Raw genomic sequence first — 11,564 nt, forward strand, 5'->3', positions numbered from 1 at the left:
AGACAGGAGAAAAGCATGTCCATCGAGACGAAACTGGCGGAACTGGGGATCACGCTGCCCGACGCACCGGCACCGGCGGCGAATTACGTGCCCTATGTGATGACCGGCAACCTGCTGTTCGTTTCGGGCCAGATCAGCCCGGCCAAGGGGCGGCTGGGCGCCGACCTGGCGGTCGAGGAAGGGGCCGAGGCGGCGCGCGCCTGCGGGCTGGCGCTTTTGGCGCAGGCGCGGGCGGCGCTGGGGTCGCTGGACCGGGTGGCGCGGGTGGTCAAGCTGACCGGCTTTGTCAACTCGACCCCCGAATTTACCGACCAGCCCGAGGTCATCAACGGCTGTTCGGACCTGATGGTCGAGGTCTTTGCCGACAAGGGCCGCCATGCCCGCGCCGCCGTTTCGGCCGCGGCCCTGCCGCGCGGCGTCGCGGTCGAGGTCGAGGCGATCTTCGAGTTCGCCTGATGGGTCTGCATCCCGATTTCCTGCGCCAGCCCATCGCCCATCGCGGGTTGCATGGGCCGGGCGTGCCGGAAAACAGCATGGCGGCGTTCCGCGCCGCCATCGCCGCGGGCTACGGCATCGAATGCGACATCCAGCGCGCGGCGGACGGCACGGCGCTGGTCTTTCACGACGACGACCTGCCGCGGCTGACCGGGGCCCAGGGGCTGGTCAGTGCGCTAAGCATCGACGCGCTGTCGCAACTGCGCATCCTGGACACGGATGAACCCATCCCGACGCTGGCCGACCTGCTGGCCGAGGTCGCGGGCCGGGTGTCGCTGCTGATCGAGATCAAGGACCAAAGCCTGCGCGGCACGGACCAGGTCGGCGATTTGCAGGCCGAGGTGGCGCGGCTGCTTGCCGGCTATGGCGGGCCGGTCGCGGTCATGTCCTTCAACCCCCATGCGGTCGCGGCCTTCCATGCCGCCGCGCCGGGGGTGACGGTGGGGTTGACCACCTGCGGCTATGATGCCGCGGATTGGGACATGCTGGACGCCCAGACCCGCGCGCATCTGGCGGCGATTGCCGATTTCGACCGGGTGGGGGCCAGCTTCATCTCTCATGACCGCCGCGACCTGGCCAATCCGGCGGTGGCGGCGCTGAAGGCGCGGGACGTGCCGGTCCTGTGCTGGACCGTGCGCTCGGCCGAGCAGGAGGCCGAGGCGCGGCGCATCGCCGACAACATCACATTCGAACACTACCTGCCCGCCAGGCCCTGACAATCGCCGCGCCCGCGCCTATGTTTCCCGCCATGAGCGAGCTTGCCGTTTCCGTCCTGCCTGCGATTTCCGGGATCCATGCCGCCGAATGGGACGGCTGCGGGGCGGGCGCCAACCCTTTTACCACCCATCGCTTCCTGGCGGCGCTGGAGCAATCGGGCTCGGTCGGCGAGGGGACGGGTTGGCATCCCAGCCACCTGGTCGCGCGGCTGGACGGGCAGGTGGCGGGGGTCGCGCCCTGCTATCTCAAGACCGACAGCCAGGGCGAATACATCTTTGACCATGGCTGGGCACAGGCTTACGCGCGGGCGGGCGGGCGCTATTACCCCAAGCTGCAATGCGCGGTGCCCTTTACCCCCGTCACCGGGCCGCGGCTGATCGCGCCCGACCCGGCGGTGCGGCGCGGGTTGCTGGCGGCCATGGCCCAGATCGCGCGGCAATCGGGCCTGTCGGGCGCCCATGTCACCTTCTGCACCGAGGAAGAAGCGGGGCTGGGTGAGGAGGCGGGCTTCCTGCCCCGCGCCAGCGAACAGTTCCATTGGCTGAACCAGGGCTATGCCACGTTCGACGATTTCCTGGCCCAACTATCCTCGCGCAAGCGCAAGGCGATCCGCAAGGAACGCGACCGCGCGCAGGCTTTCGGTGGCAGCATCCGCAGCCTGACCGGCGACCAGATCCTGCCCGAGCATTGGGACGCCTTCTGGACCTTTTACCAGGATACCGGCGGGCGCAAATGGGGCCGGCCCTATCTGACCCGCGCCTTCTTCGAGATCCTGCACCATACCATGCGCGACGACTGCCTGCTGGTCCTGGCCGAACGCGACGGCCAGCCCGTCGCCGGGGCGCTGAACCTGATCGGGCGGGACGCGCTTTACGGCCGCTATTGGGGCTGCACCGAGGACCACCCGTTCCTGCATTTCGAACTGTGCTATCACCAGGCCATCGACTGGGCCATCGCCCATGGCCTGTCCCGCGTCGAGGCCGGGGCCCAGGGCGAACACAAGCTGGCGCGCGGCTATATGCCCGCCCGGACCCATTCGCTGCATTGGCTGGCCGAGCCGGGCTTTCACCATGCCGTGGCCGATTACCTGGACCGCGAGCGCGAGGCGGTGGGCGAGGAGATGGCGATCCTGGCCGAACTGGGCCCGTTCCGGCGCGGCGGCCTTAGGGACGCCTGATCAGCCGAAACGCGGCCGAGGCGCCCCAGCCCGCCGCCACCGCGATCGCCAGCGACATGATGCCGTAGATAAAGGGCTGCTCCAGCGCCAGGCGATAAAGCCAACGCTCCAGCCCGACCTTGCGCACGTCGATGGGCGCGCGAAAGGTGTCGATGATCCGCCCCTGGCGCAACAGGAAGATGCGGGTGCTGTAGACGCCCTCGACCAGGTTGGCGGGCAGGCGGACATCGGCGCGAAACAGCGTCTGTTCGGCCAGCCGCACCGCGCCTTCGTCCTGGCGATAGAAGCCGTTGGCCTGGCGCAGGCGGATCAGCGCCTCGGTATAGGGCACCGCGTCCTCGACCTCCATCGGCCCGGCAAAGGCCCGCATCGCCAGCGGGATCGAGATGCGGTGGCTTTGATCCTGCGCCGGCGTCAGGATCAGGTATAGCGGCCGGGTGGTGGCCACCACATAGAAGCTGGGGGCCGCGCCGATGCTGACCTGGCTGGTGTTGATCCAGATGCCGGCGCGGCGTTCCTTGTGGCGCACGGTCAGGGCCTGGGCCGGCCCCTCCAGGGTGACGATCACGTCCAGCGCCTCGTCGGGGGGGATCGCGGTCTCGCGCTTGATGGCGCCGTAGATGATGATTTCCGAGCCGTCGAAGCTGGTGGTGATTTCGACATCCTCTCGCGACAGGCCCGCGACGATCTGCTCTGCCGGTGGGGCAGGGGCAGGGGCAGGGTCCGGCGCGGCCTGGGCATGAAGGGGCAGGCCCGGCAGGACCAGGGCCGCCAGCAGGAACAGCGCCCCCCGGATCACCGCAAGACCCCCGGCGTGATCGAATAAAGCTCGTCCGGGCGCAGGAACAGGTCCAGCGCCAGCTTGCCGCAGACCGCCAGCACCAGAAGCGCCAGCAGGATGCGCAACTGCTCGGCCCGCAGCCGCGCGCCCAGATGGGTGCCGATCTGCGCCCCGGTCACGCCGCCGACGATCAGCAGCACCGCCAGCATCACGTCCACCGTGTTCGAGGACACGGCGTGCATCAGCGTGGTATAGGCCGACAGGAAGGTGATCTGGAACAGCGAGGTGCCGATGACCACCTTGGTCGGCATGCCCAGCAGATAGATCATCGCCGGCACCATGATGAAGCCGCCGCCGACCCCCATGATCGCGCCCAGCACCCCCACGGCGGCGCCGACCAGCAGCACCGGGATGGCGCTGATGTAAAGCCCCGAGGCGCGGAACTTCATCTTCCACGGCCAGCGATGCACCCAGCCGTGCTGGTGGCGCCGCATCGGCTTGACCGGCCCGCTGCGGCGCGCGCGGCGCAGCGCACCCAGGCTTTCTTGCAGCATCATCGCGCCGATCAGGCCCAGAAACACCACATAGCATAGTTGCACGACCAGATCGACCTGGCCCAGCCGCGACAACAGGTTGAACAGCAGCACCCCGGCGGATGACCCGACCAGGCCCCCGGCCAGCAGCACCCAGCCCATGCGGAAATCCACGGTCTTGCGCTTGACATGCGCCAGCACGCCGGACACCGACGAGGCGACGACCTGGTTGGCGCCGGTCGCCACCGCGATCGCCGGCGGGATGCCGATGAAGAACAGCAAGGGCGTGATCAGGAAGCCGCCGCCCACGCCGAACAGGCCCGACATCAGCCCGACGATCCCGCCAAGGCCGATCAGCACCAGCGCATTGACCGCCACTTCGGCGATGGGAAGATAGATCTGCATGTCCTGCCCGGCCCCTTGCCTTGCCCCGATGCTGCCCCGGCAGCGTTCCGGCGTCAAACGCTTCCGTCGCCCGTCCAGCGGGTTGCCGCAAGGCTGTAGCGCGGATAAGCATGATGCGACAGGCAGATACCGGCCTGGCGCGCGCGGCTGCGGGGCAGGCGCCGCGCCGCGGCCGGCCGGACAGGGAAGATCATGCGCATTCTGATTACCAATGACGACGGCATCAATGCTCCGGGGCTGGAGGCGCTGGAAGCCATCGCGACCGAGGTCGCCGGGCCGGGCGGCGAGGTCTGGACCGTCGCCCCCGCATTCGAGCAATCGGGGGTTGCGCATTGCATCAGCTATGTCCACCCGACCCTGATCGCCGAACTGGCGCCGCGCCGCTTTGCGGCCGAGGGCACGCCGGCCGACTGCGTGCTGGCCGCCATCGCCGACGTGATGCGGGACAACCCGCCCGACCTGGTGCTGTCGGGGGTGAACCGCGGCAACAACTCGGGCGAGAACGTGATGTATTCCGGCACCGTCGGCGGCGCGATGGAGGCGGCGTTGCAGGGCCTGCCGGCCATCGCCCTGTCGCAATACATGGGCAGCCGCACTGCGGCGCTGGACGATCCGTTCCAGGCGGCGCGCCTGCACGGGCCGCGGCTGATCCGTCAATTGCTGGATTACGGCGACTGGACCTCGGACGAGGATTTCCGGCTGTTCTACAACATCAACTTCCCGCCCTGCGACGCGGCCTCGGTCAAGGGCACGCGGGTCGCGGCCCAAGGCCGCCGCCAGGGCGTGCGCTTCGAGGTCGAGCCCTATCACGCCCCGAACGGCCGGCGGTTCCTGTGGGTGCTGGGCGGTTCGCAGACCGCCGAGGCCACGCCCGACAGTGACGTGGACGCGAATATGCGCGACTATATCTCATTGACGCCGATGCGGCCGGACCTGACCTGCCACAAGACCCTGGCCGAGCTGCGCGGCGTCCTGGAGGAGGGCTGAGAGACCGATGGGCGACGATCCCGAAACTGCCGAACGCAAGATGCGCTTCCTGTTCGCGCTGCGGCAGCGCGGGGTCACCGATCCGCGGGTGCTTGAGGCGATGGAGCGCATCGACCGCGGCGAGTTCGTGCGCGGCCATTTCGAGGATCGCGCCTATGACGATACGCCGCTGCCCATTCCCTGCGGCCAGACCATCAGCCAGCCCTCGGTCGTGGGGCTGATGACCCAGGCGCTGGAGGTCGGGCCGCGCGACAAGGTGCTGGAGATCGGCACCGGCTCGGGCTACCAGGCCGCGGTGCTGTCGCTTTTGTGCCGCCGGGTCTATACCATCGACCGCCACCGCCGCCTGGTGGCCGAGGCCGAGACGCTGTTTCGCGACCTGGGCCTGCCGAATATCACCCCGCTGGTGGCCGACGGATCGCGGGGGCTGCCCGAACAGGCGCCCTTTGATCGCATCATGGTGACGGCGGCGGCCGAGGATCCGCCGGGCCCGCTCTTGGCGCAGTTGAAGATCGGAGGTATCATGGTGGTGCCGGTCGGACAGTCGGATGCGGTCCAGACCCTGATCCGCGTGCGGCGTGGCGAAGACGGCTTTGAATATGACGAATTGCGGCAGGTGCGTTTCGTGCCGCTGGTCGAGGGGTTGGGACAGACATGACCCCCGGCCGTCCAGAGTGAGGAACGGGCAGATGATCACGATCAGGCGGTTGGCGCTTTTCGCCGCGACTGCGGCGGCCTTGGCGTCCTGCGGGCCGCAGGGCGGCCTGGATTTCAGCAATTTCGATCCCGACCTGCGCCGCTGGGGCGGCGGCGGGCTGGAAACGGCGGCAGCGGCGGCGCGCGCCCAGCCCCGCCCGGCCCCCGATCAGCGCGGGGTGATTTCCTATCCCGGCTACCAGGTGGCCATCGCGCGGCAGGGCGATACCGTCGCCACCATCGCCGCCCGGCTGGGGCTGAACGCGGCGGAACTGGCGCAATACAACGCCATCGCGGCCAATACCGTGCTGAACCCCGGCGCGGTGGTCGCCCTGCCGCGCCGTGTCGCGGCAGGTGCGGCGACGGCGCCGGTCCCGTCTTCGACCGGGCAGGTCAGCGACCCCTTTGCCGGCCAGGGCGTCAGGCAACCGGCGCAGTCGCCGGCAGGCACGTCCGCGGGCGCAGGGGCCGTGACCAGCACCACCCTGCCCGCCGCCAGCCAGCCGCGGCAGCATGTCGTCGCGGCAGGCGAGACCGCCTGGTCCATCGCCCGCAAATACAATGTCTCGGTGGGCGACCTGGCGCAGTGGAACGGGTTGACGCCAGAGATGACCCTTCGCACCGGCCAGCGCCTGCTGATACCCGTCGCCGGACAGGCCCGCGCCGGGGCGGCGGCCGTCACCGCGCCGGGCGTGGGCAGTCCCACGCCGACCCCGCCCTCTTCGGCCGAACCCCTGCCGAAAGAGCGGACCCAGCCGGCCGCCAGCCCGGTGAACAAACCGGCCGGGCCGGACCTGGGCAAGACCCGGACGGCCGCGTCCGGCAACGGCAAGTTCCGCATGCCCGCCAGCGGCGCCATCATCCGCACCTATCAAAAGGGCAAGAACGACGGCATCGACATCGCTGCCGCGCCCGGCAGCACTGTTTCGGCCGCAGGCAGCGGCACGGTCGCGGCGATCACGCGCGACACCGACCAAGTGCCGATCATCGTCATCCGGCACGATGGCAACCTGATGACGGTCTATGCCGGCCTTCAGGATGTCGCCGTAACCAAGGGTCAGGCGGTCAGCGCCGGCACGGCGCTGGGCAAGACCCGAAGCCAGGGCGTGGTGCATTTCGAGGTGCGCAACGGATTCGAAAGCGTCGATCCCGAGAAATACCTGAACTAGCCGGCCCCTGCTGCCGAAGTTCCCGCGCGGGCGGGCGGATTCGGCCGGGTCAATCCTCTTCGCACATCTGGCGCAGGGCCAGTTCGATCTCGTGCCGGATCATCTGTTGCAGGTTGCGGCTAAGCCGGTTGCCGATTTCGCCCTGAAGTTCCTGGCGGATCGCCTCGCGGATCATGCCGCGCAAATGGGTGCCCTTCTGCGCGTCCTTGTCCTGGGGCGCAAACAGATGCGGCTCGCCGCTGTCGCGGGCCATGGCTTCGGCGGCCTGCGCCTCGGCCGCGGGATTGATCGGGGTCACGGAAGCGTTGGCGTGCAGCATGGTTTCCTCCATTTGCTGGATGGTGGTGTCGGGCGCTTCCAGCACAGGGCCAAAAGCAAAGCAGGACAGGAAGTCGAAGCCTGTATCGGGCGCGGGCCCGCAAGCAGCGGCCGCGGCGGTGGCGGTCGCGGTCTGGGCTGGCTGGTCGGGCCGGTCGCCCTGCGGCGCGGCTGCCGCGTCCTTGGGGACGGCCGAATCGCCGGGCGCCGGGTGATCCGCGGCATCGGTGGCCGCCGGTGGCGGGCGGTGCGCGGCGGCGATCAGGGCGCTACTGTCCAGCACCAGCGGGCTGATTCGCGACGGCGAGGCGTGGCGCGCCGCCAAGACCTGTTCGATCCGCGGCTGGGGCGCGCATTCTTGCGCCGGCAGCCCGTCAGGCGGCTGCGCCAAAGGGCGGCAGCCGGTTTCGTCCTGTGCGATAAGCCGGCGGATCGAAGCCAGCACATCGCCGACATTGTCCGAGCCCGGAGGAGGCTGGCGCATCACTTCATGCTGCATGATGCGCCCCCCGGATCGAGGGCGGCGTTAGTCCCTGCCGAGCGCGCGCAAGACGCGGTCGAGGCTTTCGCCCTGCCTGCTGGTATAGGGTGCGTCCTGCACCGCATTGTAATAGGCCGATGGGTCATAGGTCGGTATTCCCAGTTTCAGGTTTTCAACCGTCAACAGACCCATAGCAGCCAGAAGTTGATAATGTGCTAATTGCAGATTGGCCTCGGCCGAGATTTTGTTGGCCCGCGCCTCCAGCAGCAATTGTTCGGCATCCAGAACGTCCAGGGTGGTGCGGGCGCCCAGCGTCGCTTCTTCGCGCACACCTTCATAGGCTTGCCGCGCGGCGACGATCTGCTCGTCGATGGCGCGAATCTGCGCCCGCGCCACCTCGATTGCCGCCCAGGACCGGCCGACCGCCTCATCGACCTGGCGCGAGATCTGAAGCAGCCCGGCCCTCGCCTCGTCGCGCCGCGCCATGGCCTGGCGATGCGCCGAAGGCAGCCTGCCGCCGGAATAGATCGTCTGCGACATGCTGAGCGAGGCGCCCAGCGTGTTGCGGGTCGTCTCGATGCCCTGGACCGTCAGATCGTTCGATCGCCCGATGCTGGCCTGGCCGGACAGCGTCGGATTACGCTCGGCCGCGGCCGCGGCAACGCCCAGCTCGGCGGCGGCGGCCAGGCGCTGCGCCTGCTGGATCGCCGGATGGCTGCGCTGGCCGATCTGCCGCGCCGTTTCAAGTGCGGCGGGAAGCGCCGGCGTGGGCGGCGGCGGATCAAGCTGGCCGGGCGTTCGGCCGGTCGCGGCGCGATAAACCTCGCGCGCTATTTCCAGATCACCGCGCGCGGCGGCCAGGCCAGCCCGTGCCGCAGCCAGGGCGGCATCGGCCTGGGCCACGTCGGTCTGGGTGATCTCGCCCACTTCGAAACGGTCCGAGGCAGCTTGCTGTTCCTGACCGATCACCCGAACGGAATTTGCCTGCAAATCAACCTGTTCAGTCGTGCTGCGCACGTCCAGGTATGCCTGAACCGCGCCCAGCAGCACGTCCTGTTCCACGCCGACCAGCGCGGCGCGCGTGGCCAGCACGGTTTCCTTGGCGGCGTCGATGGCGATGGCGTTGCGGCCCCAGTCGTAAAGCGTGATCTGCGCCTGTAATCCGATCCCGGTCGAGCGGCCGATTCCCAACCCGTTGATTTTCTGGAAACTGTGTTCGGCGATCCATTGCACCACCGGACGCAACTGCGCCAGCGCGGTGGCCGCGTCTTCGTCCGCGGCGCGCAGCACGGCGCGGTTCTGTTCCAGCAGGGCGGAATGGCGATAGGCGGCGACCATGGCGTCGGCCAGTGATTCGGCCGATGCAGGCAGCGCGGCCGTTCCCGCGACCAGGGCCGCGACCAGCGGGCGCCGCAGCGTTTTCAGCGTTTTGCGAAACATGCCATGACCTTTCCTGTCGGCATTCACAAGACAAAACCCCGCGGACGCGCAAAGCCCGGCAGCAGCGGGGCAGCGGCGTTGAAGGCGAAGCGCCAGTTCACGCGCCCGTCCAGCTTGTGGCCGATGCGGACGGTGCCAAGATTGCTTTCGCGAAACAGCGCGACGATGCGGCCGCCCTCGCGCAATTGCCCGGCCAGCGCCTCGGGGACCTGTTCCACCGCGCCTTCGATCAGGATGGCGTCATAGGGCGCCTGGCCGGCGCAGCCCGCGGCCAGGGGGCCCTGGACCACGGCGACGTTGAAGACATCCTGCGCGGCCAGCCGGCTTTCAGCCTCGGCGGCCATGGCGGCGTCCTCTTCGACCGCGACGACGGCTTCGGCGATGCGCGCCATGACGGCGGCCGAATAGCCGTAGCCGCAGCCCACATCCAGCACCAGATCGTCGTTTTGCAGGTTCAGCGCATCCATCATCTTGCCCAGTGTCCGCGGCTCCAGCAGCACGCGGCCGGGGGCCAGGACGATATTGTTGTCGACATAGGCGACGTCCCGGCGCGATTCGGGAACGAACTGTTCGCGCGGGACGTTCAGCATCGCCTCGATCACCGGATAGCTGGTCACTTCGTTCGGACGCACCTGAGTGTCGACCATCATGGTGCGGCGCTGCGCGAAATCGGTCATGTATGCGAACCCTGCTTTCGGTTGGCTTTACGCTCTCTTGCCACGAAAATCCGGTGCGGGCAACGGCGGCCGCGTTCTTGCCGCAATGGTGATGGCATGGCAGGCTGGCGGCATGAGCGAATACCTGTTTCCCCCCGCCCCGCCCGCCGCGCTGCCCGTTTCGGGGCAAGAGGCGCGCTTTCCCGTGCACCGGGTCTTTTGCGTGGGGCGCAACTATGCCGCCCATGCCGCCGAAATGGGGGCCGAGGTGGACCGCGATGCGCCGTTCTATTTCCTGAAATCCGCCCATGCCGTGCGGCAAAGTGGCGCAACGCTGCCCTATCCGCCCGGCACGCGGGACCTGCATCATGAAATCGAACTGGTCGTGGCAATCGGCGCGCCCGCGTTCCGCCTTGCCCCGGCGCAGGCGATGGATGCGGTCTGGGGCTATGGCGTGGGGCTGGACATGACGCGCCGGGACTTGCAGGCCCGTGCCAAGGACAAGCGCCAGCCCTGGGACCTGGGCAAGGATTTCGAGGGGGCGGCGGTGTTCTCGGCCCTGACGCCGGCGCGGGATTTCACCCCGGCCGCACAGCCGATCCATCTGCGGGTGAACGGCGCGATGCGCCAGCAGGCCGGGATCGCCGAGATGGTCTGGTCGATCCCGGACCTGATCGCCGATCTGTCGCGATACTATCACCTGGGGCCGGGCGACCTTGTCATGACCGGCACGCCCGCGGGGGTGGGGCCGGTGCAACCCGGCGACCGGCTTGCCGGCGGGGTCGAGGGGCTGGAGCCGGTCGAACTGACCATCGGCCCGGCGCAATAGCTCAGACGGGCTCCTTCCATTCCAGCACCAGTTGGGTCTGGATCACCACCGCCGCCAACTGGCCGTCGCCGCGCAGGATGTCGGTCTGCCAGATCATCGTGGTCCGGCCCAGGTGCAGCGGCCGGGGCCGCGCCTCGGCCATGTCGCCCAGCCGGATCGGGCGCAGGAAATTGGTCTTGCTTTCCAAGGTCGTCGTGGCCCAGCCGGGGGACAGGCGCAGATGCGTGGCGGTGCCAGCCGCGTGATCGGCCAGGCTCATGATCGCGCCGCCATGCAATACGCCGTTGCGATTGGTCAGCACCCGCGTGACCGGCATGCGCAGCACCACCTGGTCCAGGGTGGCGGCGACGATCTCCATCCCCAGCGATTCGGAATAGGGCGAATGCGCCTCGATCAAGGCGGAAATCTGGCTGTCATCCATGGCGGTCCCCGTTTTGCGCGCATCTTCCGGCCCGCCACGGCCTGCGTCAAGCGGGCTTTCAGCAGGCCGGCGCCGGCTCGGGGCGCCCGGCCAGATCAAGCCCGCGCGCGGTCGGCGGTTGCCATGTCCGGGTGTCCGGGTCCGCGCCCGACGGGTTGGTGCCGATCATCGAACCGCCGGTGCCGCCGGTCCAGGCTGTCGAGCCGGAATTTTCCGGCGCGGTGCCATCGGCCGGCCCGCTGTCGGGTGTCGCGGGCTCGGCCATGGCGGCGGCGGGCGGACATTCCCCGGCATCCAGCGTGGCATCGGCCGGCTGCGTGCCGGCGGCGGGATCGGTCTGGGCGGCAAGCGGCGCGGCAAGGCAAGCCAGCGACAAGCCAAGCGCGGCTGCTAGGCGTAAGCGGAAAATCTGGGGCATGGGCTGCATCCTCCTGCCGGTCCAACGCCAGCCGCCGCGCC

14 protein-coding genes are annotated in these 11,564 nt (G+C 69.0%); 7 read left to right on the top strand and 7 right to left on the bottom strand.

The window, feature by feature from the left end; genetic code table 11:
* Positions 1-15 precede the first annotated feature (15 nt).
* The 3 genes from F3H32_RS10850 to F3H32_RS10860 are packed head-to-tail and all read left to right on the top strand — an operon-like array spanning position 16 to position 2,389.
* Complete coding sequence (locus F3H32_RS10850) at positions 16-456, top strand: RidA family protein (protein WP_149765875.1); 441 nt, start codon at positions 16-18, stop codon at positions 454-456.
* Positions 456-1,211, top strand: a complete 756-nt coding sequence (locus F3H32_RS10855) for a glycerophosphodiester phosphodiesterase family protein (protein ID WP_149765876.1) — start codon at positions 456-458, stop codon at positions 1,209-1,211. Before F3H32_RS10850 ends, F3H32_RS10855 begins: the two co-directional genes overlap by 1 nt.
* 32 nt (positions 1,212-1,243) lie before the next feature.
* Entirely contained in the window at positions 1,244-2,389 is a 1,146-nt protein-coding gene (locus tag F3H32_RS10860) for a GNAT family N-acetyltransferase (RefSeq protein ID WP_223191417.1), read from the top strand.
* Here F3H32_RS10860 and F3H32_RS10865 read toward each other — a convergent pair.
* On the bottom strand, positions 2,376-3,188 hold the full coding sequence (locus F3H32_RS10865) for a TIGR02186 family protein (protein WP_149765878.1): 813 nt from the start codon (positions 3,186-3,188) through the stop codon (positions 2,376-2,378). The two genes, F3H32_RS10860 and F3H32_RS10865, sit on opposite strands and share 14 nt — an antisense overlap.
* Positions 3,185-4,108, bottom strand: coding sequence for a sulfite exporter TauE/SafE family protein (locus tag F3H32_RS10870; protein ID WP_149765879.1), 924 nt, complete (start codon positions 4,106-4,108; stop codon positions 3,185-3,187). Before F3H32_RS10870 ends, F3H32_RS10865 begins: the two co-directional genes overlap by 4 nt.
* A gap of 192 nt (positions 4,109-4,300) precedes the next feature.
* Between F3H32_RS10870 and surE the strand changes: the two genes are divergently transcribed.
* Genes surE through F3H32_RS10885 form a run of 3 tightly spaced genes read left to right on the top strand, consistent with a single transcriptional unit; the run spans position 4,301 to position 6,960 of the window.
* Positions 4,301-5,095: a 5'/3'-nucleotidase SurE gene (gene surE, locus F3H32_RS10875; RefSeq protein WP_149765880.1), complete on the top strand. Its 795-nt coding sequence runs from the start codon at positions 4,301-4,303 to the stop codon at positions 5,093-5,095.
* 7 nt (positions 5,096-5,102) lie between these two features.
* Positions 5,103-5,753, top strand: a complete 651-nt coding sequence (locus F3H32_RS10880; protein WP_115757039.1) for a protein-L-isoaspartate(D-aspartate) O-methyltransferase — start codon at positions 5,103-5,105, stop codon at positions 5,751-5,753.
* Positions 5,754-5,784: 31 nt separating this feature from the next.
* The gene (locus tag F3H32_RS10885) at positions 5,785-6,960 is read left to right on the top strand and encodes a LysM peptidoglycan-binding domain-containing protein (RefSeq protein ID WP_149765881.1); all 1,176 of its coding nucleotides are present in this window, start codon (positions 5,785-5,787) and stop codon (positions 6,958-6,960) included.
* 49 nt (positions 6,961-7,009) lie between these two features.
* On the opposite strand, the gene F3H32_RS10890 is transcribed toward F3H32_RS10885, so the two are convergent.
* The 3 genes from F3H32_RS10890 to F3H32_RS10900 are packed head-to-tail and all read right to left on the bottom strand — an operon-like array spanning position 7,010 to position 9,876.
* Positions 7,010-7,777: a hypothetical protein gene (locus F3H32_RS10890; protein ID WP_149765882.1), complete on the bottom strand. Its 768-nt coding sequence runs from the start codon at positions 7,775-7,777 to the stop codon at positions 7,010-7,012.
* Positions 7,778-7,804: 27 nt separating this feature from the next.
* On the bottom strand, positions 7,805-9,199 hold the full coding sequence (locus F3H32_RS10895) for a TolC family outer membrane protein (protein WP_149765883.1): 1,395 nt from the start codon (positions 9,197-9,199) through the stop codon (positions 7,805-7,807).
* 23 nt (positions 9,200-9,222) lie between these two features.
* Positions 9,223-9,876, bottom strand: coding sequence for a protein-L-isoaspartate O-methyltransferase family protein (locus F3H32_RS10900; RefSeq protein ID WP_115757177.1), 654 nt, complete (start codon positions 9,874-9,876; stop codon positions 9,223-9,225).
* Positions 9,877-9,988: 112 nt separating this feature from the next.
* Between F3H32_RS10900 and F3H32_RS10905 the strand changes: the two genes are divergently transcribed.
* The gene (locus tag F3H32_RS10905) at positions 9,989-10,684 is read left to right on the top strand and encodes a fumarylacetoacetate hydrolase family protein (protein WP_149765884.1); all 696 of its coding nucleotides are present in this window, start codon (positions 9,989-9,991) and stop codon (positions 10,682-10,684) included.
* A gap of 1 nt (position 10,685) precedes the next feature.
* Here F3H32_RS10905 and F3H32_RS10910 read toward each other — a convergent pair whose 3' ends face one another.
* Together F3H32_RS10910 and F3H32_RS10915 are read right to left on the bottom strand one after the other, a co-directional pair.
* Entirely contained in the window at positions 10,686-11,105 is a 420-nt protein-coding gene (locus tag F3H32_RS10910; protein ID WP_115757175.1) for a PaaI family thioesterase, read from the bottom strand.
* A gap of 58 nt (positions 11,106-11,163) precedes the next feature.
* A complete protein-coding gene (locus F3H32_RS10915; protein WP_149765885.1) occupies positions 11,164-11,523 on the bottom strand; it encodes a hypothetical protein in 360 nt (119 codons plus the stop codon).
* Positions 11,524-11,564 lie beyond the last annotated feature (41 nt).

Source organism: Paracoccus thiocyanatus (genome assembly GCF_900156255.1).
Taxonomy (GTDB): Bacteria; Pseudomonadota; Alphaproteobacteria; order Rhodobacterales; family Rhodobacteraceae; genus Paracoccus; species Paracoccus thiocyanatus.

Excerpts from the sequence above, each read along its gene's own strand:
- F3H32_RS10850 (WP_149765875.1), top strand. The coding sequence starts at position 16 with ATGTCCATCGAGACGAAACTGGCGGAACTGGGGATCACGCTGCCCGAC.
- F3H32_RS10855 (WP_149765876.1), top strand. The coding sequence starts at position 456 with ATGGGTCTGCATCCCGATTTCCTGCGCCAGCCCATCGCCCATCGCGGG.
- F3H32_RS10860 (WP_223191417.1), top strand. The coding sequence starts at position 1,244 with ATGAGCGAGCTTGCCGTTTCCGTCCTGCCTGCGATTTCCGGGATCCAT.
- F3H32_RS10870 (WP_149765879.1), bottom strand. The coding sequence starts at position 4,108 with ATGCAGATCTATCTTCCCATCGCCGAAGTGGCGGTCAATGCGCTGGTG.
- surE (WP_149765880.1), top strand. The coding sequence starts at position 4,301 with ATGCGCATTCTGATTACCAATGACGACGGCATCAATGCTCCGGGGCTG.
- F3H32_RS10880 (WP_115757039.1), top strand. The coding sequence starts at position 5,103 with ATGGGCGACGATCCCGAAACTGCCGAACGCAAGATGCGCTTCCTGTTC.
- F3H32_RS10885 (WP_149765881.1), top strand. The coding sequence starts at position 5,785 with ATGATCACGATCAGGCGGTTGGCGCTTTTCGCCGCGACTGCGGCGGCC.
- F3H32_RS10890 (WP_149765882.1), bottom strand. The coding sequence starts at position 7,777 with ATGCAGCATGAAGTGATGCGCCAGCCTCCTCCGGGCTCGGACAATGTC.
- F3H32_RS10895 (WP_149765883.1), bottom strand. The coding sequence starts at position 9,199 with ATGTTTCGCAAAACGCTGAAAACGCTGCGGCGCCCGCTGGTCGCGGCC.
- F3H32_RS10900 (WP_115757177.1), bottom strand. The coding sequence starts at position 9,876 with ATGACCGATTTCGCGCAGCGCCGCACCATGATGGTCGACACTCAGGTG.
- F3H32_RS10905 (WP_149765884.1), top strand. The coding sequence starts at position 9,989 with ATGAGCGAATACCTGTTTCCCCCCGCCCCGCCCGCCGCGCTGCCCGTT.
- F3H32_RS10910 (WP_115757175.1), bottom strand. The coding sequence starts at position 11,105 with ATGGATGACAGCCAGATTTCCGCCTTGATCGAGGCGCATTCGCCCTAT.
- F3H32_RS10915 (WP_149765885.1), bottom strand. The coding sequence starts at position 11,523 with ATGCCCCAGATTTTCCGCTTACGCCTAGCAGCCGCGCTTGGCTTGTCG.